At 68.3% G+C, this 22,338-nt stretch carries 22 protein-coding genes and 1 tRNA gene; 10 read left to right on the forward strand and 13 right to left on the reverse strand.

The features are described 5' to 3' along the window. Nucleotide 1: 1 nt before the first annotated feature. From ML5_RS03290 to ML5_RS03300, 3 genes are all read right to left on the reverse strand, one after another. Complete coding sequence (locus ML5_RS03290) at nt 2–256, reverse strand: hypothetical protein (protein ID WP_013473707.1); 255 nt, start codon at nt 254–256, stop codon at nt 2–4. Continuing rightward, nucleotides 253–1,842: an FtsK/SpoIIIE domain-containing protein gene (locus ML5_RS03295; protein ID WP_013473708.1), complete on the reverse strand. Its 1,590-nt coding sequence runs from the start codon at nt 1,840–1,842 to the stop codon at nt 253–255. The genes ML5_RS03290 and ML5_RS03295 overlap by 4 nt, the downstream gene beginning before the upstream one ends. 300 nt (nt 1,843–2,142) lie before the next feature. Beyond that, nucleotides 2,143–2,538, reverse strand: coding sequence for a hypothetical protein (locus ML5_RS03300; RefSeq protein WP_013473709.1), 396 nt, complete (start codon nt 2,536–2,538; stop codon nt 2,143–2,145). A gap of 471 nt (nt 2,539–3,009) precedes the next feature. On the opposite strand from ML5_RS03300, the gene ML5_RS32260 reads away from it, so the two are divergent. Further along, complete coding sequence (locus ML5_RS32260; protein WP_013473710.1) at nt 3,010–3,177, forward strand: hypothetical protein; 168 nt, start codon at nt 3,010–3,012, stop codon at nt 3,175–3,177. Between the two features lie 385 nt (nt 3,178–3,562). Beyond that, complete coding sequence (locus ML5_RS03305; RefSeq protein WP_013473711.1) at nt 3,563–4,009, forward strand: hypothetical protein; 447 nt, start codon at nt 3,563–3,565, stop codon at nt 4,007–4,009. On the opposite strand, the gene ML5_RS03310 is transcribed toward ML5_RS03305, so the two are convergent. From ML5_RS03310 to ML5_RS03325, 4 genes are all read right to left on the reverse strand, one after another. Beyond that, the gene (locus tag ML5_RS03310) at nt 3,993–4,769 is read right to left on the reverse strand and encodes a glycosyltransferase family 2 protein (RefSeq protein ID WP_013473712.1); all 777 of its coding nucleotides are present in this window, start codon (nt 4,767–4,769) and stop codon (nt 3,993–3,995) included. The two genes, ML5_RS03305 and ML5_RS03310, sit on opposite strands and share 17 nt — an antisense overlap. Next, the gene (locus tag ML5_RS03315; RefSeq protein ID WP_013473713.1) at nt 4,757–5,578 is read right to left on the reverse strand and encodes a GntR family transcriptional regulator; all 822 of its coding nucleotides are present in this window, start codon (nt 5,576–5,578) and stop codon (nt 4,757–4,759) included. Before ML5_RS03315 ends, ML5_RS03310 begins: the two co-directional genes overlap by 13 nt. 149 nt (nt 5,579–5,727) lie before the next feature. After that, nucleotides 5,728–6,051 (reverse strand): precorrin-4 C11-methyltransferase, encoded by a 324-nt coding sequence (locus ML5_RS03320; protein WP_236619348.1) that lies wholly within the window; start codon nt 6,049–6,051, stop codon nt 5,728–5,730. Between the two features lie 10 nt (nt 6,052–6,061). After that, nucleotides 6,062–6,274 carry a hypothetical protein gene (locus ML5_RS03325; protein ID WP_013473715.1) on the reverse strand — a complete coding sequence of 71 codons (213 nt, stop codon included), beginning with the start codon at nt 6,272–6,274 and terminating at the stop codon, nt 6,062–6,064. A 673-nt stretch (nt 6,275–6,947) separates the two neighbouring features. On the opposite strand from ML5_RS03325, the gene ML5_RS33220 reads away from it, so the two are divergent. Further along, entirely contained in the window at nt 6,948–7,370 is a 423-nt protein-coding gene (locus tag ML5_RS33220; protein ID WP_168168209.1) for a GntR family transcriptional regulator, read from the forward strand. 680 nt (nt 7,371–8,050) lie between these two features. Further along, the gene (locus ML5_RS03330) at nt 8,051–8,833 is read left to right on the forward strand and encodes an IS5/IS1182 family transposase (protein WP_013473716.1); all 783 of its coding nucleotides are present in this window, start codon (nt 8,051–8,053) and stop codon (nt 8,831–8,833) included. A 28-nt stretch (nt 8,834–8,861) separates the two neighbouring features. On the opposite strand, the gene ML5_RS31355 is transcribed toward ML5_RS03330, so the two are convergent. Then, complete coding sequence (locus ML5_RS31355; protein ID WP_085983658.1) at nt 8,862–10,631, reverse strand: ATP-binding protein; 1,770 nt, start codon at nt 10,629–10,631, stop codon at nt 8,862–8,864. Between the two features lie 277 nt (nt 10,632–10,908). Between ML5_RS31355 and ML5_RS03335 the strand changes: the two genes are divergently transcribed. Beyond that, the gene (locus ML5_RS03335) at nt 10,909–12,153 is read left to right on the forward strand and encodes an IS256 family transposase (protein ID WP_013284934.1); all 1,245 of its coding nucleotides are present in this window, start codon (nt 10,909–10,911) and stop codon (nt 12,151–12,153) included. Nucleotides 12,154–12,618: 465 nt separating this feature from the next. Here ML5_RS03335 and ML5_RS03340 read toward each other — a convergent pair whose 3' ends face one another. Beyond that, entirely contained in the window at nt 12,619–13,146 is a 528-nt protein-coding gene (locus ML5_RS03340; RefSeq protein ID WP_013473718.1) for a hypothetical protein, read from the reverse strand. Between the two features lie 275 nt (nt 13,147–13,421). Here ML5_RS03340 and ML5_RS31360 point away from each other — a divergent pair. After that, nucleotides 13,422–14,287 (forward strand): IS5 family transposase gene (locus tag ML5_RS31360; RefSeq protein ID WP_143766977.1). Its coding sequence is split into 2 segments (ribosomal slippage): nt 13,422–13,767 and nt 13,767–14,287, totalling 867 coding nucleotides; the frame shifts between segments, so codons are not numbered across the junction. Between the two features lie 531 nt (nt 14,288–14,818). Here the strand turns inward: ML5_RS31360 and ML5_RS31365 are convergent. Both ML5_RS31365 and ML5_RS03360 read right to left on the reverse strand, forming a co-directional pair. Further along, nucleotides 14,819–15,637, reverse strand: coding sequence for an abortive infection family protein (locus ML5_RS31365; protein WP_143766923.1), 819 nt, complete (start codon nt 15,635–15,637; stop codon nt 14,819–14,821). 812 nt (nt 15,638–16,449) lie between these two features. Further along, a tRNA-Tyr gene (locus ML5_RS03360) sits at nt 16,450–16,533 on the reverse strand. A gap of 147 nt (nt 16,534–16,680) precedes the next feature. Between ML5_RS03360 and ML5_RS03365 the strand changes: the two genes are divergently transcribed. From ML5_RS03365 to ML5_RS03380, 4 genes are all read left to right on the forward strand, one after another. Next, nucleotides 16,681–17,175, forward strand: coding sequence for a YajQ family cyclic di-GMP-binding protein (locus ML5_RS03365; protein WP_013473720.1), 495 nt, complete (start codon nt 16,681–16,683; stop codon nt 17,173–17,175). Between the two features lie 178 nt (nt 17,176–17,353). After that, nucleotides 17,354–18,841, forward strand: a complete 1,488-nt coding sequence (locus ML5_RS03370; protein WP_013473721.1) for an MFS transporter — start codon at nt 17,354–17,356, stop codon at nt 18,839–18,841. Between the two features lie 65 nt (nt 18,842–18,906). Then, on the forward strand, nt 18,907–19,413 hold the full coding sequence (locus ML5_RS03375; RefSeq protein ID WP_013473722.1) for a SigE family RNA polymerase sigma factor: 507 nt from the start codon (nt 18,907–18,909) through the stop codon (nt 19,411–19,413). Further along, entirely contained in the window at nt 19,394–19,909 is a 516-nt protein-coding gene (locus ML5_RS03380) for a hypothetical protein (RefSeq protein WP_013473723.1), read from the forward strand. Before ML5_RS03375 ends, ML5_RS03380 begins: the two co-directional genes overlap by 20 nt. Nucleotides 19,910–19,913: 4 nt before the next feature. Here the strand turns inward: ML5_RS03380 and ML5_RS03385 are convergent, their stop codons facing one another. Both ML5_RS03385 and htpX read right to left on the reverse strand, forming a co-directional pair. Beyond that, entirely contained in the window at nt 19,914–21,173 is a 1,260-nt protein-coding gene (locus ML5_RS03385; RefSeq protein ID WP_013288661.1) for an MFS transporter, read from the reverse strand. A 137-nt stretch (nt 21,174–21,310) separates the two neighbouring features. Then, nucleotides 21,311–22,189 carry a zinc metalloprotease HtpX gene (gene htpX, locus ML5_RS03390; protein WP_013288662.1) on the reverse strand — a complete coding sequence of 293 codons (879 nt, stop codon included), beginning with the start codon at nt 22,187–22,189 and terminating at the stop codon, nt 21,311–21,313. Nucleotides 22,190–22,338: the final 149 nt, after the last annotated feature.

Below are 22,338 nucleotides of genomic sequence, written 5' to 3' on the forward strand. Positions count from 1 at the left end.
GCTACCTCCGGTCCGGGGTGACGCGGGTACGGATGTGGTCGGGCGGTTCGCCGAGGGAGGCGACCGCTTCGGAGAGGCAGCGCCACAGCGCCCACGCCTCGTCGGGGGTCAGGTGCATGCGGCGCCGGCTGCCGCCGACGGCGAGATAGACCGGGTACGGGTCGGGCCGGTCGGGGTCGACGCGGACGGATACCGCCGTGCTGCTCGCGCCGTCCGGGTTCGGTGCGCGGAGCCGGTAGAAGGTCGGGGCGGTCACCGCGACTCACCCCCGTCGGCGTCGAGGATGTTGCGCAGCGCGTCCGGCAGCAGCGGCCCGCGACGCTGCCGGGGCAGGGCCGGCCGGACCGGTGCCGGTGTCGACTCGCGGCCGACCTGGGCGAGGATGTCCGCAGCGTCGGCCGGAGCCGGGTATTCGCGCGCGAGGTCGCGGATGTGGTCGTCGGTGACGTACGAGAAGCGGACCCGCATCGGTTCCGGGGTGCCGTCGAGGATCACGTACCCGACGCCCTTTGCCCATCGGGGCATCTGGTCGGCCAGGGCGCCCCGGTTGCGGGCACCGTCGCCCAGCACCAGGTCAACCTGAGCGGCCTCGGTCAGGCCGAGCGCGATGCGGGTCGGGAACAGGTCCCGGAACGGCAGCACCTCCTTGCGGGGGTCCTGCAACGCGGCCACCACCAGGACGCCGACACCGGCACCCTGCGACAGCAGCAGCCCGAGCGAGCCGGCGATGCGCTTGCGCAGCTCGGCGTCTTGCAGGTACGCGGTCAGCGCAGCCATCTCGTCGATGACGACCACGACCAGGGGGTCAGCCTCGGTCGGGGTGTGCACGCGGACCCTGCCGGCGAGGCGGGTTTGCCTCTCCCGCATGACCGTCACGGCCTCGTCAAGGAGGTCGGCCATGGCCTCGAACGACTTGCAGGCGAACCGGGCGAACAGCGGCCGGCCCATGGCGAACTCCATCCCGCCCTTTGGGTCGATCACCCAGAGCCGGACCAGGCCCGAGGTGATGCCGCCGGCCAGCGAGCGAACCAGCGACCAGAGCACCGAGCCCTTGCCAGACCGGGTGGCCCCGCCGATGAGAACATGTGTGGCGAGCAGGTGCAGGGACCAGGTGCCCAGGTCTTCCCGCCGCGCCAGCGGCAGAGCGGTGAGGTCCGGTACGGCCGGGGCGTCAAACGGCGCCACCACCGGCCGCAGGGCGTCGGTGCGGACGAGGACCAGGTAGACCACAGTCGGCCGGTCCCGGAACCGCACCCGGTCCACCCACCCCAGCAGCAGCGCCCAGTAGCCGGTACGGGTCGTCGGGTCGTCGGGCCGCTCGGAGTAGACCCGGGCGTGCCGCCGACCGAAGGCGTACGCGAGGTTCGCTGTGACCCGTTGGAAGTCGGCCGGGGTCTGCCCGCGGACCATGCGGATGGTCAGCACATCGAGGGCCTGATCTGAACGCACGCGCAGCAGCTCGGGCAGGACGGCGCGACGGTCGTACGTCTCGGCCAGGCCGCACAGAGTCATGGCCTCGCGCCACGCCCGCCGATACACGAAGACCTGACGGAACCGGCCGAGCAGCGGCCCGGCGCACCACCGCCACCAGGACGCCTCATCGCGCCATCGCCACACAGCCGAGACCGCAGACGCCAGGACCAGCGGCACGACCAGGCCCGCCCAGCCGTAGTCGGCGTAGAGGACCACGGCGAGCACGACCAGGCCGACGATGACCGGGTGGCGCAGGCACCACCAGCAGCCCCTGGCGAACCAGCGCAGCAGCAGGCCGAGCACGACCGCCCACATCGGCAGGACGAACCGCTTCGGCCGGATCACCAGCAGATCCCCGGCGGTCGTCATCACCACCTCGCCACGCGGCCGGCGCATCATCGCGCAGCCCGCAGCGACACGAACCGACCCGACGAGTCGCGGACCGGAGGGAACGGGAGAACGAGCTGCTCGACGCAGAGCGGGCAGCGGTCGGCCGCGCCGCCGACTGGGTCGAACCGGGACTGACACACGCCGCACCGAGGCTGAGCCGGGGCAGGCGAACGCCTACGCTTGGACACGTCACTACCTCTCTCGACAGAGCGGGGGAAGAGACAGAGGGCGGGGCTGCCGTCCACCAAGACCTGACAGCCCCGCCCCCACCCGATGCGGCTACGCCGCCGCCTTCTTGGCCACGCCCGCCGGAGCACGCATCCCGGTCGCCCGCAGCGAGTACGCCATCCGGCCGTTGTTCGACACGTACGGCGTGACCGTCATGCCCTCGAACTCCACCGCCTCGAACGGCGCACCCGTCGGCGGGACCGGCTGGTAGTCGGCGGAGATCTTCACCGTCGTTTCCCGGGAGCGCTTGCCGAGCTCCGGGTCCAGGTCCATCACCCGGACCTGCCACACCCGCTGGCCAGTCACCTTGTCCTTCGCCGGGCTACGCCGGCCGGTCTTCTCGTCGTAGTCCTCGACCTCACCCATCGACTCGGGCACCAACGCGCACCCCGCCGGGAACACGTCCTCGAACCGCACCGCGAACCGCGTGCCGCCTCGCAGAGCCATCGCTCAACCTCTACTTGTTAACTTGTCTGCCAAGTTGCGGTCCAACGTAGACGGCACTTGGCAGACATGTCAATAACTTCAACCAGAGGGCGGCCATTACCTCACGCGGCCAGCGAATGGACGAGGAAGGCGACAGGCGACTGACTCATGATTCGTAAATCGGGCATTTGAACTGGCTACCACAAAAGATGTATAAGCCTTAAATATGCGTTTTGGTCAAAAAGCCAGGCGGTACCGAATGAAGAGCCGCAAGTCAACCGCCATGCGACAGGCATCCGGCAGGTCGCACGGTTTGCATGGGGGGAAATACTTCCGCTCCGTGTAACGGACTTGCCACGTCACCTCGCGAGAAGCCTTATCGTTCTTCCCGACGCACTGGCAGACCGCTCACCGCGGTTCAGTTGGCACAGCTGCCCCTCCGGCCGGCCGGGGGGCAACCCGGCCTCCCGGACGCATCTCAGTGAGAGGGCGGTGAAGTCCGTGCGTAAGAAGGGACGCCAAGTCCCGACGAAGACCCGGCAGGCTGACGCCGAGCAGACCAGGCGCTCTAGCGAGTGGGTGGTGCCCGCGTTGCGGGTGCTCGCCTACGCGCTCTGGCTCGCGGCGACGCTGGCCGGGAAGGGGTGCGGGCCCAACTGACCTGACCGGTCAACTGGGCCCGCCCTACGGGGAAGGCCTCCGCCTCGCGGCTCCCACACCTGGGGCGGAGGTCTTCTCATGTCTAGCGACGCGAATGTCCAACTCCGCGCCGCTGGACAGCACCTACCAATGCGGAGGAGATTACTCGCCGCACGATAAATCCACGACGTGATGCCAAAGATTCAGGCGCACGTTTCGCCACACCAGCTACGACTCGCCCGACCAGCCGCAGGACTCTCCCCGCCAGCCAGAGCTGCCTCCTTGTTCGCCGGGCTGTCGGAGGCGTGGTGGGAGGGCCTTTCGCTACCTCGTACCGCCGGAGAGTTCCAACGTCACCGGCGACGCAACTGCGTTCAGACCATGATTGCCGGGTACTCGTACGGCTATGGCGAACGATCATGGCCGAGCCGTCGATCAGGACCACTCGCGACCTGCGAACGTCGATGATACGACAGTCGAGGCTTTAGGCGAGTTGAGCAAGGCCTTGGAGACGGTCCACCGGGTACGAGGCCACCTGTACTCGGCGCACCAACTCGTGGGCGGTGCGGATCTCACCCTCGACCGGGTGGTGAAGCTGCTCCGCGAGGCCGGGCACGACGAGACGGCCGACCGGGTCGAGCACGAGCTGTTGGGGCGCAACCTGCTCCCCGGCCGCTGGACCTTCCAGATCATGGAGGAATTCGACGACGGCTACTACGCCGCGTTCCAGGAGATCGAGCGGGACGCTCGGGAGAAGCTAGCCGGCGGACGGCGGCACATCTACGAGGCCGAGATGAAGGAGCGGCGGCGTACCCACGGCATGCCGGGGCACGAGGCTACGCCAGAGGCGTGAGCGGTAGACCGTTCGGCAGCATCGAGGTCAGGGCGTTGGCTCTGGCCTCGATGATCCTCATTCGGGCCTGATACTCGGCCGGTTCCCGATGTGCGGCCTGGCTGGTCACCTGGCCGGGCCACTTGCGGTAGAGCAGCCCGTACTCCCGGGTGAAGTAGCCGGCGCTGATGGCGTTGGCGGCGAGCAGCAGGCCCGTGTCCTCGGAGGCAGGGAGGGCCATCCAGCCGCCCAGGGCGAAGACGAGGTCTCGCCGCAGGCACAGCGTTGCCGGGTGTACCGATGCTCGGTAGTCGTTGGCTTGCCAGAACAACAGAACCTCACCGCGGTCGACGACTCCGCCATCTGGGTCCTTGTCCCATCCGGCGGTCGATCCGTCGGGCAGCAGGTCGAGTACCCGCGAGGTGGTCCAACCGATGTGCGGGTGCACGTCGAACGCGGCGATGTCTCGGGCGAGCGCGCCGGGAGTCAACTGGTCGTCAGCGTCCAAGACCTTGATGAGGTCACCCGAGACCCGGGAAAGGGCGAGGGTACGGGCGACGCCAGGCCCGCCGGGGCGGCCGGTGCCGAGACTGATCCGGGGATCGTCAGGCAGCGCGTCGACCAGGGCGCCGGTCTGCCCGTCCTCCTGGACGAGCCATTGCCAGTCCCACCCGGCCGGCATCTCCTGCTTCGCCAACGACTCGTACGCGCCAGCAAGGTGCTCGATGCTGGGCGCGTGGACCGGAGTGATGACCGAGACGAACTGCGTCAAGTTTTCCACCGCTGGAGCTTGTGGGAGTAGACAAGCTCGGTCCGGTCACCCGGCATCACCACGTCGGCGACCTCGACCACCCGGCCCATGGTGTCGACCGAGGTCTTCCGCACGGTGAGCACGGAGACGCCCGGGTCGATGTCGAGCAGTTCGGCCTCATCCGGGGATGGTGGACGCGCTCGGATCTCGTCGTCGATCCGATCCAGCTCGATGCCGAGCGTGTAGAGCTGGTGCTGTGTGCCGCCGGGCCATGGTTCCTTGCTCTCGTCGAGCAGGTCCGGGTTCGCGGCAACCAGGTCGTACGGCAGGTAGGAGTACGACACGGTCAGCGGCGCGCTCTCGTGGCGGGAGGAAGTCCAGTAGACCCGGCGCAGCAGCGGCGTGTCCGGCTCGACCTGCAAGGCCGCCGCCATCTCCGCATCCGCCTCCACCCGGGAGTACTCCGCATGGAACTTCAGGTCATCGACGGTCAGGCCGGTATCGTGCTCGGTGGCACCGGTCTTCAACCGCTCGGCCTCGTCGAGCAGAACCCGATCCTTCTCCCACTGGTACCGCTCGCTGTTGCGACGGCGTACCCGCTGCCGAGGTGCCCGGACGTAGGTCCCGCGCCCCTGCTCGGCCCGGACGAGGCCCCATTCGCGGAGCTGCCGGATGGCGTTGCGGACGCTGGTACGGGAGAGGCCGGACGACTCGGCCAGCTCGGTTTCGCTGGGCATGAGGGTGCCCGGGGCCATCTCTCCGCTCATGATCTTTACCCGCAACTCCTCCGCGAGTTGCAGGTATCGAGGGCGCCAGTCCCGGCCATGCACACCGGTCACCGTACCCCCTAGACGTTCCAACGTCTGCCAGGTGGTCCCGCCCGCTGGCCGGTGGGGAACCGGAGGGACCGCTACCGCTGCTCGCGGCGGCTGCCCACGACGAGGGCCAGGAGTACGGGGAACGGCGATGCGCCGACGGCTGCCGGAGTTCATCGCGTCTCCCCCGGCCGATGGCCGTGACTGACCGGTGCCCGCATCACGTCACGGGCGCGCGTTAGCTCGTCGATCAGCCGGTCAAGCTGCGCCGCCGAGAGAAGCACGGTTTGCGTCGCGCCGTAGCGGGTCGCGTCGAGCTTGACGGCCAGGTCGCGGCGCTCGAACCGGTCGATGAGTAGCTGAAGGCTGACCCAGCCGGTTCGCTCCCGGCCGATGGTGGCGATGAAGCCGCGGTGCATCGGGTCGTTCGGTCCGCAGCCTCGGCACCATCCCGGACAGACGGCCGACGTGGCCGACGCCGTAGCGCTCTCGGTCATGGGCCGGCCCTCACTCATCGCTGGTTCCACGGTCACCGTTAGCCTGCTCCACCAGGCCGCGCAGATGCTCGATCAGTTCGGTCACCTGCGACAGGGACAACTCCGCCCAGCAGTTTCCCACTCGGCACGTCGAGTGCAGCGCAACCAACGGCGCCAAGGCGTCAGCACCGATGAGATAGGTGACGACGACTCCGCTCGATCGGACGTCACCAACCCGGAACATCGGTCCTCGATGACGCCGGGCCATGTGAGCCATCACAGGGGGCACCAAATGGCCGCAGCGATCCGGCGCGCACCAGCCCGGGTGACCCGCAGTCTCGCTCGACTTGTTCGGCCGCCTCAATGAGTCCACCGCCCACCATTGCCTCGGTAGGACTGCGCCAGCGTCATCAACGGCGCGTAGCGCAACGTAGGCAACTCCCGAGTCGGTACCCCAGCCCACCAGTACGTCGGCGCGGCATTGGTTGGCGTGCGCCGCATCGGCGAGACGCGGCTGTCTGCGACAACAGCCCGCGAACGCCTTGAGGACCACCAGGACGAAAACCAACCGCGCCGACGATGAGCGCCGGACATCGCACCTCCACAGGTAGGCGGGGACCGGTGGCCAGCTACGCGGGAATGCAGCCGGCCACCGGCCCGGATGAAGGCACGGCGCACCGTCCGACACAGACGGGTCGGGTATCGCCGAGCCAACTTGTCCGCGCGGCTACCGCAACCGGTCCGACAGGACGCCGCGCGTCAGGTGCGACCAGGGCTGGCACGGCACCACCCCTGATACGAACCGTCACCCTGGTCACACACCGGGAAAGGTACCTACAAGTGGACGTGTTGTCCATACGTCGAAACGGGTCACTTGGTTGGCACTTGGCAAGACAAGTGCCAGGTACGGTGAAGCCGTGCCCACCCCGCAATACGGACAGCCCCGCTATCGCGTCATCGCTGATGAGCTAAGGGAACGCATTGAAAGGGGCGCAATCCCGCCGGGTGCACTCTTACCAACCGAGAGCACCCTAACCGCCGAATTCCGGGCAGCCCGCGGCACAGTCCGCCAGGCGATAGCCGCCTTGCGGGCCGATGGCTACGTCACCACCGAACACGGTCGCGGCACCTATGCAAGCCTCGGCCTATCGGCAGGCGGGGAAACCACAGCCCGTCTGCCCACGACCGCACGGCGCGAAGTCGCCGCAGACCCGGAGCTTGCAGCCCTCTTCGCCGTCGAGGTGGGTACGGTCCTAGTCGAACAACAAAGCATTGATCGATCACGCGGAACCGTCGAAGCAGTCGTCAGAACTTACAGATTGCTTCGGCCGAGGCAGTAACCCGTGTTCGAGGCTTCGATACGTCCTCAAGGCGGCCCTGAACGGGCCGCACGCGCCGCCGCCTGGGCGCGCGTCCGTCGCTCCGCTGGCGCTCCGACTCCGGCCACGCAACACGCCCGGCGGCTGGCGCGGAAGCGGGAAGCCCAAGGGGCCGCCGCAGAACGACAGGCGGTCGACCGGGGTGGTGGTGGGCCGGCAGCCGGCCGGGCCGCGCGGCCACGAGCCCGCGCGGCGTAGGGGAGCGCACGCCAGCTGCGTCGGCGAGCTGGCGGCGGTCGCCGCGTTGCGGTTACTGCGCCTCCGGCGGGGGCGCTCCGGCTCCAGGATGGCCGGGGCTAAGTCGGCGGGTCGCGGTCCGTGGGTGGTTGCGGTAAGCCATCCGGTCTGCCCTCGACCCGGGCGAGCCGAGCAGACCCCCGCCCGGCCCGCCAGCGTCCGTTCGGGCGTCAAGGTCCGCTTGACGTGGCGGGCCGGGCGGCGGCCCGCTCCCCAGGAGGGCGGGTCGACGGCAGACGGGATGGCAATCCCCTTGTCAGGCTCTGCGCCCCTCCTCTTATGAGCCATTTTCATCGTGACGGCGCAGGTCACGGGCGGTGTGGGAGGCCGGTGTCCAGGTAGGACGAGGCTCCCGGTAAGACAGCAATCGACCAAGATCAGATGCCCCAACCGGGAGCCTCGCTGTGCTGTCTTACCCTGCCGCGATTCCGTTGTCCACCCGCAGCCTGAACCACCTCGCCGCCCTCATCCGAACCCGCCGCCAGCAGCAACGGTCTCGGTGGCGACGCCTCGACCCCGGCCGGCAAGCCCTGCTCGCCCTGGCCCACCTGCGCAACGGCGACACCTACACCCGCCTGGCCGCCGGATTCGACATCGGCGTCATGACCGCCTGGCGTTATGTCCGCGAGGCCATCGACCTGCTCGCCGCGACCGCCGACGACCTGGCCACGGCCATGACCAGGATCCGTCTGCTCGCCTACGCAATCCTCGACGGCACCCTGATCCCGATCGACCGGGTCGCCAACCAGAAGCCGTACTACTCCGGAAAACACAAGCGTCACGGCGTGAACGTGCAGGTCATCGCCGACGCGGCCGGGCGTCTCGTCTGGGCCTCGGCCGCGCTGCCCGCCTCGACGCACGACCTGACCGCCGCCCGCACCCACGGCATCATCGACGCCCTGGCCAGCACCGACGTGATGACCTTCGCGGACAAGGGCTATCAAGGCGCCCCCGGCAGCGTGCGCACCCCGTTCAAGCGGCGCCGCTTCCGGCCGAAGCTGTCACGCCGGCAGAAGGCCGTCAACCGAGCGCACGCGAAGATCCGCGCCCGCGGCGAACGCGCGATCGCCACCCTCAAGACCTGGAAAATCCTGGTCAAGCTGCGCTGCTGCCCACGCCGAGCGACCGCGATCGTGCAGGCCATCCTCGTCCTGCACCGCGTCGAAGCCGACCGCCACGCAGGATGAAAATGGCTCTATGAACCGATTGCGGCCGTCAGCTCGTGAATGGCAATGGCTGGCCTAGTTGTCTTCCAGGAATGCGGCGATACTTCGTGTTCTTGCTTGAAGTCGAGCCCTCAGTCGTCGTTACTAAGCCCTCGCGTCGGAGAACTAGCAGCCAACGACGCACAGTTTGATCAGTCAATCCTGTCGCTTCAGCCAATTCAGCGCGAGACAGTGTCTGGGCTCCAAGGGCATCCAGGATCTCTTGCCGTCGGTCAGCAGGGGATCTGCGACGTGGACGACCTCCATGCTCTGCGTCCTCTTCGATGCGGGGCGGCAGCCTATATCGCGCCCATCTCCGAGTGCCGATCTGCTCCACTAATTCGCGTGCTACAAGGTCCTGAAGTTCGATCGTCGCTACCCTGGAATCCAGTCCTGCGGCCTTCCTGTAGGTGGCGTTGTCGAGCGAAGCACCGTTGTGGAGGATGGCTAATGCCAAGCACTGGCTATCGGTTAGGTTGGCCTCGCCGAGGCTCGCGATCCACTGCACTGCTTCGTCATTCAGCAGCGAGTGATTGGGGAATGCAACTATGAACGCCGAGATTCGATCATCAAAGCTTGGCGCAGTCATTCCTGCCCGACGTAGTGAGCCGACCATCGCCCTGATTCCGGAGCCTCTGTTCTCGCAGACGGTTCGCTCCTCTCCCGGGATTGGCACATCTTCCAGAATTCGGAGAAGCAAGGCATTTCGTGAGGAGGAGACCCCCTCTTCGCCTAGGTTCTCCACTGTAACCGGGCCGTACAGTCCTCCCGGATTCCTTATTACTAGGCGGTTGGGGAACATCTCGATCTGCACCTGCGTCCCCCGCGCTGCTGGCGATAGGTCACGGTGTACTAGGGCGTTAGTTATTGCCTCCCTGAGGGCCGTTTCGGGGTACTCCCAGATATCCTGTCTTCCAGCCCCAGTAACGATGGACCGGCGGACCATATTGCGACGTATGACGCTCATAGCGTCCCGGACCATGGCGGGAATTGGTCCTTCAATGGCAACGCTGTCGAGGAAGCGGACTCCGGTCTCGTTATCTGGCCCGGAGTCGGATGGGTAATGCACGAAGCTGAGCATGAGTTGAGGGAAATGTTCTTGAGGGTACTGGCCCAACGCAAGCAGTCCGGCTAGCGATACTACGTCGTCCCCATTGCCGTCCGGCACCAGAATCTTCGCTTTCCGCAGAACTCCTTCTACGTCGAGGTCCCGGTATGCGTAGGGCCGACTTTCTCTAAGCCGCAGGATTGTAGAAGCCGTTAGATGGCGATCGAGTGCCTCAAGGCCGACGCCCGGCACCGGCTGGGAATCGTCGAGCGGCTGACCGCGGGAAGACAGCATTACTTGAACTTCGTAGCTGGACAGCTGTCTATCGCCGTCATGTACCCGTATGTAGGCACCCTTTGTCAGCCCTGCTCCTTTGTAGTAGCAGGGCTTCTGGCTCCGATCAATCTCGGGAATCTCGGCGACCAATACCTGTGCGCCTTCGAACTCCTGAATCTGCACCAATGCGCGGACGGGAGGCTCCATCTCATCGGAGCAGGTGGAGGCGAAGTTGGCAGCCATCGTAGCGGGGTCACTTAAGCCGGTAGCGGCAAACCCCTCGCTCTCATCCAGGCCAAGAATGATGACGCCGCCACGTGTATTTGAGAAGGATGACAGGGTCTCTCGGACGCTTCGAGGTAGGCCGCCAAGCGCCTTCTTGACCTCAACGTCTGCTACATCGCTGCCCAGGACGCGGAGATTTTCCACGATCTCGGCTAGTTCTTCAGTGTTCACTGCAGGCCTTCCCGGCATGGTCCTGCTCATCGGTGATTAGCAGGAAGGTTAGCAGGAAGGTGAGCAGGGACCCTATCAGGCTGACGTCTGAGTATGAAGGTGCAGCTGGGGTTGCCGCCGTTGCAGCGACATGTGACGCACAGTGAGGCAGCAAGAAGGGGTTGCGTCCACGGGAGTGGTGTACGACTTGCCCGTGATGGGCGTGTTGCGTAGATGAGAGACGGCCATCGCGTCGATCCTTCAAGACGACCAAGTCAGAGAAGGAGAAGAGGACGCGATGGCCGCTTCAGAGAGTGTGAACCCTGTTGACCTGCTGCGCGAGCAGATCGAGGGCGCGTCGTCGGACGTGTTGCAAGCGATGATCAAGACGTTCGTGCAGGCGGTGATGTCCGCCGAGGCCGACGCGATCTGCGGCGCCGGGTACGGGCAGCGCAGCGATGAGCGGGTCAACTCGCGCAACGGTTACCGGCCTCGGGAATGGGACACCCGCGCCGGCACGATCGACCTGGCGATCCCGAAGCTGCGACACGGCAGCTACTTCCCGGAGTGGTTGCTGACCCACCGGCGTCGGGCCGAGCAGGCCCTGGTCTCGGTCGTGGCCACGAGCTATCTGCTGGGGGTGTCGACTCGGCGGGTGGAGAAGCTGGTCGAGCAGCTCGGGATCCGGCAGCTGTCCAAGTCGCAGGTCTCGGAGATGGCCGCGCATCTGGACGCGCAGGTGGAGGCGTTCCGCAACCGACCCTTGGACGCCGCCCACTACACGTTTGTGTGGATGGACGCCCTGACGATGAAGGTCCGCGAGCACGGCCGGACCGTCAACGTCCACGCCCTGATCGCGGTTGGGGTCAACGCCGACGGCGGCCGTGAAGTGCTGGGCCTGGACGTGGCCTCCGACGAGGACGGCGCCGGCTGGTTGGCGTTCCTGCGCAGCCTGACCGCCCGAGGCCTGTCCGGTGTCCGCCTGGTCATCTCCGACGCCCACGCCGGCCTCGTGGCCGCGATCGGGGCGGCTTTGCCGGGAGCTTCGTGGCAGCGGTGCAGGACCCACTATCTGCGCAACCTGCTGACGAAGGTGCCCAAGTCGGCGCAGCCGTGGATCGCCACCCTGGTCCGCACGATCTTCGACCAGCCCGACGCCGACGCTGTCCGCGCCCAGTTCGACCGGGTCGTGACCACGATCGAAGCGAAGTTCCCGGCCGCGGCCGAGCACCTCGACGCCGCCCGCGACGACCTCCTGGCGTTCACCGGCTTCCCCCGCGAGATCTGGCGCCAGATCTGGTCGAACAACCCACAGGAGCGGCTCAACAAGGAAATCCGCCGTCGCACCGACGTCGTCGGGATCTTCCCGAACCGGGCGGCGATCATCCGCCTCGTCGGCGCCGTCCTGGCCGAGCAGACCGACGAGTGGACCGAAGGACGCCGCTACATGGGCCTCGAACTACTCGCTAAAGCCCGCCTGATCACCATCGACACAGACCAACACGCCACCGACCAGACCGACCCGACCTCGATCGCCGCATAACATCAGACCGGATCACGCGATGGCCGTCTCTTACACCACCAGCGCGGACGCGACCCAAGAAGGCAGCGTCGGCGTTGATGAGGGACGGGACCTGAAGGCGAAGCGACGAGGTCCGGCCCCTGCTCATCGATGTTAGCTGCTAACAGTCGGCAGAAGTCGCCAGCTTGCGACCGCATCCCCCGGCGGAGGTCGCCGCTGATGCCGGAACCTCGACGGCCAGCGAAGGACTGGCGAGATCGTCGGGCACAAGCTGGGCACAACTGATGCCGACAAGGTCTATCAACCGCTGTAAGGCAACGAGAGACCTCGCCCAGGTCAGGGTGCCGATCCGTCCGATCTGGGATGATCCACAAGCCACCGGAGGGGTTCAGGGTTCAAGTCCCCGCCTCAGGGCTGGCGTCAGCACGGCTCTGGACGCGACCGCCGAGCTTGTAATCGGAAGGTTCCGGCTTGGCGCGGGACCGTCTAAAGATCCTGGATGTCGGCGGCCAGCTGGGAAGCGCGGCCTCCTGCGGCGCGCCGCTTCGCAGCGATCTTCTGCGCCATCTCCTGCAGCTGTCCGTTCAGTGCGAGTGCTGCATCGTTGAAGCCCTTCACGATTCGGTGGTGCCGCTCGCGTTCGGCCTTCACCCACGCTCGAACGTCGTCAGTGGCGGCGTCGTGGGGGAAGGTCCTGACTGAATGCACGGCCTTGTCACGGATGTAGAGGACTTCGTTGTATGACGGCTTCTCAACGTCGTACTTGTCCAACAGCTCAACGGGCCCCGCTGAAGCCGGCGTCTTGACGAGGACCTTGAGCCCATCCTTTCCCTCTGTAACCTCGGGTGGCAAGCCGTCGGAAAGCGTAACCGCGGCCAGACTTAGTTCGGCGACCAGGTGCTGGACGTACTCCTCATTGGTGATTTGCTCCAAGCCGCAGCGCTCAAGCTCGGACTTCAGGTTGTTTAGACGATTGCTGGTCAGACGTGACAGCGGCTCGTTGAAGCTACCCATGGTCGGCGCGGGTCCTCTCTGCTCGTTCCCCGGGACAGCAGGGTAACGCCAGCGCGCTCGATCAGCGCGGTCCGTGAACACGCCGGGGCTCTGGCCTACGGCGACAGCAGGTGACGGTGGTGCTGACCGCCGTGGGTGTCGGCGTGATCGGCGGTGTCGGTTTCGGCCTGGTGGCCGCTGGAGTGGCGTTGGGGTGCGAGCCCCCTGTCCGGCTGGAACGCCTAGGGCGTGTCCTGCCGATCTTGTAGGGGTTGGTCGTTGACGATGTGTCGGTGGTGCGTCGTGGTGAGTTGACCGATGAGGCGTGGGCGGTGATCGCGCCGCTGCTACCGGAGCCGGGCGGTGCTCGTGGGCGGTGGCGAGATCACCGGCAGGTCATCAACGGGATTTTGTGGAAGCTGCGCACGGGTGCGCCGTGGCGTGACCTGCCCGAACGTTTCGGGCCGTGGAAGACCTGCCATGAGCGGCTGCGTCGGTGGAGCGCCGACGGGACATGGGATCGGATCCTCGCGGCGGCGCAGGTGCACGACGACGGCACACCGGTGCAGTGGACGATCAGCATCGACTCGTCGATCGTGCGGGCGCATCAGCATGCCGCTGGCGCCCGCAAAAAGGGGGCTCCCCGACAAGTCCGGCGACGCCTGGTGCGCAAGATGGCGAGGCCATCGGCCGATCACGCGGAGGACTGAGCACGAAAATCCACCTCGCAGTCGACGGACGCGGCCGGCCGTTGTCGATCCTGCTCACCCCGGGCCAGGCCGGCGACAACCCCCAGCTCCTCGCCCTGCTCGACGCGATCCGCGTCAACCAGCCCGGACCGGGCCGGCCCCGCAAGCGCCCTGACGTGCTGATCGCGGACAAGGGCTACGCCCATGACTCCACCCGTCGAGCCCTGCGCCAACGCGGGATCCGGCACGTCATCCCCGAACGCGCCGACCAGATCGCCCGCCGCGCCGCCAAGGGCAGCACCGGCGGGCGACCACCCGCCTTCGACAAGGCGACCTACCGCAAACGCAACGTCGTAGAACGCTGCTTCAACCGACTCAAGCAATGGCGTGACCTGGCCACCCGCTACGCCAAACGCGCATCCCTCTACCGAGCCAGTCTGATCCTCATCGCCGCTGTCATCTGGCTTCCATGATCGACAGGACAGGCCCTAGGACAGCCCGATGGGATGGCTAACCGGTCCCCGCGAAAGCACCAAGCAGCAGATTGCCATACCGGACGGCAGCCAGGGCTGGTTGATCATCGACTCGTTCGGCGCGGCCCGGCTGAACCTCGCCGGCGTTCGAGCCGTGAAAGACCCACACCGTGGAGGTGGCTGCGCCGCAAGGGTCAGGGCTGGCGGGTGTCTACACGCCCAGAGTGTGCCGGCAGAGTCAGGGCGTGTGCGGCCCGTACCAGCCGACAGGATCGCAGCGAGGGTAGTTGTCGACAGCAACGGCGACAGCAACCGGCCGGGACGAGAACGGCCGGCAGCGGCCAGACGCGGACAGTCGTCCGAGGCCGCGAACACGGACAGACGACGTCGGACGGTCCGCACAGAGCTTGTAAGCGAGGCGTCACGAGGACGCGAAGGGCGTGCCGCTGAGGCAAGATCGTCAAGACTCGGCCGCCGCGCTCATCCGCACAGGTAGCCCGGGGAGTTTCTAGTGCTGGTAGCGCTGCCAGGTTAGTCGTCGTCTGCGGCGTGTGCTTCCAGGTAGAAGGTGGCCGCTGCAGTGGCCGCGGCGACCACCAGCCGGGCGGTTGCCACGTCCAACTCCGGCCGCTGGCTGACGCCATGGCCCGTGCCGAAACCAGCATTACGCAGCTCAGCAGTCGAGACCACCAACTGAGTGAGTGCTCCCAGCGCCTTCCGCCGCTGCTCGGCGCCGGGGTCACGAGCTCGGACCCCTGCAGGATCCAGCCCCAGCTGGACATTCGCCTTCTTCAGCAACTCGGGAATGTCGAGCCTGGTCTCTCTGCCGGTGCCGTGCAGGCCGAGGATTGACTTGAGCACCGTCTCCAACAGTTCCTTCGCCGACCCGATCGCTTGTGCCGGGTCGTCATGGAGACCGCGCCTGATGCGGGCGGCGTGTTCATCCACGTCAGTGATGCCTAGCTCGGTGGCGGCGGCTTGGAGGGCATCCACGGGCACTGGACCGCCATACAGCTTCGCGTACAGGTCTGGCACGGAACGACGGAGCCAGTTGGGTAGGTCGAGGAAGTCCTCCACGATCTTGAAGTTCGGAAAGCTGGTTCGAGCACTTGTTCGGCTTCGTCGTTGCCGACCCTCGCCCAACATCTGAGGGACTACTTCGGCAATGTTCCCGAAGTAGTCGGGGTCACCCCAGTCCATGCTGCGAAGCAGCCGGTGATGGCTCAGAACAACGTCCCGGGTATTGGTTAAAAGTGCCAGTTCGAGCCAAGAACTACGGTCGAATGTCGCCTCGATGGCCTTCGCAACGGCAAGGATGACCGTCTCGGGATTCACATCGTCACGTAACACCTGATGCTCCAACCTTCTTCGGCAGGCGCTTCCAGACCCCGATCTGCCGGCAGCAAGCATCCCACCCGGTCGGGCCGCCGTACCAACCTGTTTCAGGCCGGGCTGGACGAGATCATCGGGCATAACTGACGCCGACAAGGGCTGTCAACCGCTGTAAGGCAACGAGAGACGCCGCCCAGGTCCGGGCACCGATCTGCCCGATCTGAGATGATCCATAGACGGCCGGAGGGGTTCAGGGTTCGAGTCCCTGGCAGCAGAAGCGTGCGGCATCCGGGGGCGGAAGCCGAATGGCTTCATTGCCGATCTCCTCTGTTTTGGATCAAGGCGTCGCGCTCTGCGCGACGCGGGCGGGAACCCGGCCGGCGGCAAGCCGCCCCGGCTGCCTTCGGCGCCGGGGCGGAGAGCCACCGACTGCCGCCGGACCGCCGCCCCGAGTCTGTTGATCCGGTCTCCAGGACGATGACGGCAGGCGGTACGGAAGCCGAATCAGTCGGCACAATCGGCGGTCAGGGCTTCCGACTGCCGCGCCAGTCCAACCCCGGGACTGGCTTGCCCCCGGCCCCTCTCGCCCACGCGGCCGACACCTCGCCGCAACCCTCAGCCCGGTCGCTACACGCACTGCCCCCGGCAGACACGGTTTGGCCACCAACCCGAGCGTTCGCAGCCTCAGAAGGGCCCTCACCGGGAAAGATCGACCTGCCCACCATCTGCCCACAACCAGTCGTAGACGGCTGGACCCAGCCGGACTCGGCCAGACAAACGACAACAGCCCCCGATCAGCATTCCTGCTGGTCAGGGGCCGTATCTGCACCTGGTGGCGGGTAGAGGATTCGAACCTCTGAAGCTTTCGCGACGGATTTACAGTCCGCTCCCATTGGCCGCTCGGGCAACCCGCCAGGGCACACCGCCGCGTCGCAACGCGGCAGCGGAAGCAAGGATAGCGGTTGCCCCCGGCACTGCCGCAACCGGGTACCGTCAGGAGGTCCCACGCTGGTCAGCGCGGGACGGACCAGGACAGACCGCCGGACAGCAGGAGCATGAGCATGGCAGCGAACCCGTCGTTCGACATCGTGAGCAAGGTCGACCGGCAGGAGGTCGACAACGCCGTCCGCCAGTCGGAGAAGGAGCTCTCGACGCGGTTCGACTTCCGCGGCACCGGCGCGGAGATCTCCTGGTCGGGCGAGGAGGCGATCAGCCTCCAAGCGGAGACCGAGGAGCGGGTCCGAGCCGCGCTGGACGTCTTCAAGGAGAAGCTGGTCAAGCGGAACATCTCGCTGAAGTCGCTCGACGCCGGCGAGCCCCGTCAGTCGGGCAAGATTTTCAAGATCGACGCCAAGGTGGTGCAGGGCATCGACTCGGACAAGGCCAAGGCGATCAGCAAGAAGATCCGCGACGAGGGCCCGAAGGGCGTGCAGGCGCAGATCCAGGGCGACCAGCTCCGCGTCACCGGCAAGAAGAAGGACGACCTCCAGGCCGTCATCGCCCTGCTCAAGGGTGAGGACTTCGGGCTGGCGCTCCAGTTCACCAACTACCGGTAGGCACGACGATCGAGTCGCGTGGCAGGTGACCGGCATGGTCACCTGCCACGGTGCGGGATCAGGCATCCGCAGTGGCCGGAACGCACGGCCTGCATCTCGGCCGCGAACAGCTGCGGTTCCTTCTGCCGTCAGGCGACTTCCTTGGGGTACGGGCCGGTCGTGAGGTCGGCTGGGAGCCATGACCCCCGCGATGCTCCTCCCCTATCGCCCGGTGCTCGGTCAACCGGTACTGCGCCGGCTGCTGCCCGGTCTCGCGACATCCGCTCTCGGTGACGGGCTCGCCCTGGTCGCGGTGACGTGGCTGGCTCTGCAACTCGCCCCCGTCGGGCAACGCGGCACGTGGACCGCATTCGCGGTGGCCGCGTACACGCTGCCGGGGGCGGCCGGCACGCTGTTGCTCGGTCGGTGGCTGGGTGCACGGAGCGGGGCTCAGCTCGCCGGCTGGGACGCGACGGTGCGGGCCGCCGCGTTGGGGGCGATCCCCGTCGCCCACCTCGCCGGGGTGCTGGACGTCGGTCTCTACGTTGCCCTGCTGGCGGTGTCCTCGCTGCTGCACCCGTGGGGGTCGGCCGGTCGGTTCACGCTCGTGGCCGAGCTGCTGCCGCAGCGGCACCACCTGGCCGCGAACGCGCTTCTCGGCGTGTTCGGCCAGGCCGCGACGATCGTCGGCCCGCCGCTGGCCGGCCTGCTCATCGCCTGGGTCGGCGCGGTGTGGGTGATCGCCGTCGACGCCGCCAGCTTCGCCGTGCTGGCCGTCAGCTACCGCCTGGTCGTCCGCGATCGCGAAGCCGCGGCCGTCAGTGAGCGAGACACCGCCGCCGTCCGTGACCGAGAAGCCGCAGCCGTCCGTGACGGAGACACCGCGACCGTCCACGACCGGGACACCAACGGTCGGTACCGGAACGCCCCGGCCGGGGCGGGGCCGTCGCGTACGTCGGGATTCCGGATCATCGGACGGGACCGGTCGCTGCTCGGACTGCTGGCGCTGACCTTCGCGTTCTTCTTCCTCTTCGGGCCGTTCTACGTCGCCATGCCGGTGCACGTCACCGACGACCTGCACGCCTCCGCCGGGACGCTCGCGGCCTACTACACCGCGTTCGGCGTCGGCTCCCTGCTCGGCGGGCTGCTCACGGGTCACCTGCGCGGACGGCCGCTGCGGACCACGCTCGCCGGCATCGTGGTGCTGTTCGGCGCCGCGCTGATGCCGCTCGGCCTGGGCGCGCCGGTCGTCCTGTCGCTGCCCGCGTTCGCGCTCGCCGGCCTGGTCTGGGCGCCCTACCAGCCGACCGCGACGGCGTTGTTCCAGCGCCGCTCCGGCACCGTGGACCTCCCCCGCGTGCTGGCGGCCAACGGGGCGGTCACCGTGCTGGCGGTACCGCTGGGCACGATGCTCGGCGGTCCGGCGACCGCCGCGTTCGGGGCACGTCCCACGCTCCTGGCGTGCGCGGTGGCGATCCTCGCGCTGGGTCTGGTCGCCGCGGTGTCCGCCGCGCGCCCCGGCCCCGGAGCGCACAACACAGAGCAGACCGGGCCGGCGGGCCCGCACGACCGGCCCGGCCCACAGACGACAGGCCCGCGTGACCGGCCCGGACCGCAGACGACGGGCCCGCACGACCGGCCCGGCCGGGTGAAGGTGCCGGATCGGGTACGACCCGGAGCGTCCTGATCCGGGTGCAACCGCCGGAGCCGCATCGGGGTGTCGAGTGGTGAGAGCGGACACGGGAGGTGGGCATGGACGGCCCCGAGGACTTCGACGCCTTCTACACGGCGACCGCGCGGCGGGTCGTGCACCACGTCTACGCCCTCTGCGGCGACCTGGCCGAGGCCCAGGACGTGACGCAGGAGGCGTACGCGCGGGCCTGGCAGCGCTGGTCGACAGTCGGGGCGTACGAGGATCCGGAGGGCTGGGTCCGGACGGTGGCCTGGCGCCTGACGGCCAACCGGTGGCGCGGCCTGCGGCGCTGGTTCGCCGCGCGGGCCCGGCTGGGCCGGGAGACTCCGGCGCCCGGGCCCAACCCGGACCGGGTGGCGTTGCTGGCGGCGTTACGGCGACTGCCCGACGCGCAACGGCTGGTCGTCGTCCTGCACCACCTCCACGACCTGCCGGTGGCGGAGATCGCCCGGACCACCGGCATGCCGGAGGGGACTGTCAAGTCGTACCTGTCCCGGGGCCGTGCCGCGCTCGCCGTTCTACTGACCGACGACAAGGAGGAAGTCGATGTCGGCACGCATTGGTGAGGCTCTGCGGGAGTTGGAGCAGGACATGACCGGGCTGCGGCTCAGCCCGGCGGCCCAGGTGCGCGCACGGGGGCGCGCCAGGAGCCGGCGCCGGGCCGCGGTTCTGGCGGGGGTGGCCGCTGTGACAGTCACCGGCGGTGCCGCGACCATGGCGACGCTGTCCGGACCGGCGACGCCGATGCCGGCCGGCGGCGGCGCGGCCACCCCTTCCGCCGCGGCGTCGGCCGCGTGTCAGGCCGACCCTCCGGTACGGCTGGACGTCGTCTTCCGGCCGGGCGCCGGCACGCCGCAGATCGGGGAGGTCGACTACCGGATCGGGCAGGCGCGCGGGGACACCGGGCTGCGCTGCGGTGGCAGGACGGTTGCGGCCCGGCCGGACGGCGACGGCCGGGTCGTCCTGTCGGTGCTGCTCGCGCAGGGTGAGGACCCGGCGCCGATCCGGGCCGCGGTGGAGAAGCTGCCCGGGGTGGAGCGGGTGGTGACCGCCGGCGGGTGAGCGGTCAGGCGGCGAGCGTCTGCTCGGCGCGTACCGCTGTGGCCTCGGCCCGGGCGATCGGGCCGCCGGGCAGCGCGGCGACCGCGGCTCCGACGGCGACCGCCACCCCGGCGAAGACGAACGCCCACGAGACGCCGCCGGCGTGGTCGATGATCAGGCCCGCGATCGAGCCGCCGGCGGCGCTCGCCGCCACCGACATGGTCACCACCCAGGTGTACGCCTCGTTCAGCATGCCGGCCGGGGTGATCCGCCCGACGAGCGTGTTCTCCAGGGTGAGCGCGGGGGCGATGGCCGCGCCGCCGAGCACCAGCGCGACGCCGAGCGCGGCCGGGCCGGGCATCACCGCGAAGACGGCGAAGCTGGCCGCGACGGTGCCGAGCAGCCAGGCGAACTGGCGGGTCATGTTGGCGGCGGGCTTGCGTACGCCGAACCAGAAACCGCCGATGGCGCTGCCGATGCCCCAGACGGCGAGCAGCACGCCGGCAAGGCTCTCCGGGTCGTCGGCGCCGGAGTTCCCGGCGAAGGCCGGGACGATGACGCCGGAGGCGCCGAACGCGATGCCGAGGCTCGCCACGCAGAGCAGCAGCGCGGGGAAGCCGCCGAGCCGCAGCGGGCCGAGGCCCCTTGCGTGGTGCTCGCGGGGGTGCGGGCGCCAGCCGCGCATGACCCGGCCGAGCGCGACGGTGCCGGTGCCGATCAGGGTGACCACCGCGGCGCCGACGAGCGCGGCGGAGGCGTCGGCGAGCAGCACGAAGCCGGCTACCAGCAGCGGCCCGATCACGAACACGACCTCGAAGAGGGTGGTCTCGGCGGCGAGCGCGGTGTTGCGCAGGTGCGCCCGGCCGGTGGCGGGGGCGGTGAGGTCGTTCCAGGCGCCCCGGATCGCGGCTGTGAGCGGCGGGTACGTGGCTCCGGCGACGCCCGAGGCCAGGTAGATCAGCCCGAGGTTGCCGCTGTCGGAGCGGGTGGCGACGAGCAGCCCGATCAGGGCGAGCGGGTGGGTGACCGCGGTGAGCAGCAGGACGGGGGTGGGTCCGACCCGGTCGGCGATCCGGCCGGCGACCGGGCTGAGCGCGGCGCCGGAGAGCGCGTAGATGCCGCCGGCGACGGCGGCCAGGGAGTACCGGCCGGTGACCTGCTCGACGACGAGCAGCAGCGCCAGCGGGGTCATGCCGATCCCGAGCCGGCCGATGATGCCGAGGATCAGCAGCATCGGCGCGCCGGGGATCCGCCAGACGCCCTGGTACTGGCGCAGTGCGGCCACAGTCGACCTCCAGGAGGGTAATGAGCGGGAGACGTTTCGACCCTAACGGCGTGACCTGACCGGGGGAAACGCATTGTGCCCGGACACACCACCGCGCCCGCGTCGTGGGACGCGGGCGCGGTGGGGAGTACGGCGGGTCAGCGCTGGAACTGCACCGGCCCGGAGTTGCGGGCCATCTGCTCCAGGCGGGCCACCCGCTGCTCCATCGGCGGGTGGGTGGCGAACATCGCGGCGATGCCGCCGCCCCGCTTGAACGGGTTGTCGATCATCAGGTGGGCGGTGCTGGCGAGCTGGCCCTGGGGCGCCAGCGGACGCGCCTGCGTACCCATGTGGATCTTTCGGAGGGCGCTGGCCAGGGCCAGCGGGTCGCGGCTCAGCTCGGCGCCGGACTGGTCGGCCTGGAACTCCCGGCTCCGGCTGATCGCGAGCTGGATCACCGTGGCGGCGATCGGGCCGAGGATCAGCGTGAGCAGCAGCACGGCCGGGTTCGGGGCGTCCTCGTCGTCCGAGGAGCCCAGCGGGATGAACCAGGCCAGGTTGGCCAGCATGGTGATGATGCCGGCCAGGCCGGCAGCCACGCTGGAGATCAGGATGTCCCGGTTGTAGACGTGGGACAGTTCGTGGCCGATCACGCCACGCAGCTCCCGGTAGTCCAGGATCTCCACGATGCCCTGGGTGACGCAGACCGCCGCGTTCTCCGGGTTACGACCGGTGGCGAACGCGTTGGGCTGCGACGTCGGGCTCACGTAGAGCCGCGGCATCGGCTTGCCGGCCTGCGTGGAGAGCTCCCGCACCATCTGGTACAGCTCGGGGAACTGTGCCTCGCTGACCGGTTGCGCCTTCATCGAGCGCAGTGCGAGCTTGTCGGAGTAGAAGTAGGTGACGCCGTTCATCAGCAACGAGACGACGACGGCGATGACGAGACCGCCGCTACCGCCGAACCAGTAGCCGACCGCGAGGATCAGCGAGGTCAACAGGCCGAGCAGCGCTGCGGTCTTGAGACGGTTGTGATGCACGATCTCTCCTTCGGTGCACGGGCCCTTGCGGGAGGCCCGCTGACCGGTTCAACACACCGGTACCCGTCAACCATCCGGCTCATGGCTGAAAGTTGCCTGGATGTTGCTGTGCGCAGGCTGAAGCGGTCGCCCATCCGGGCAGGAACCGG

This window comes from Micromonospora sp. L5 (genome assembly GCF_000177655.2).
In the GTDB taxonomy this organism is placed as follows: Bacteria; Actinomycetota; Actinomycetes; order Mycobacteriales; family Micromonosporaceae; genus Micromonospora; species Micromonospora aurantiaca.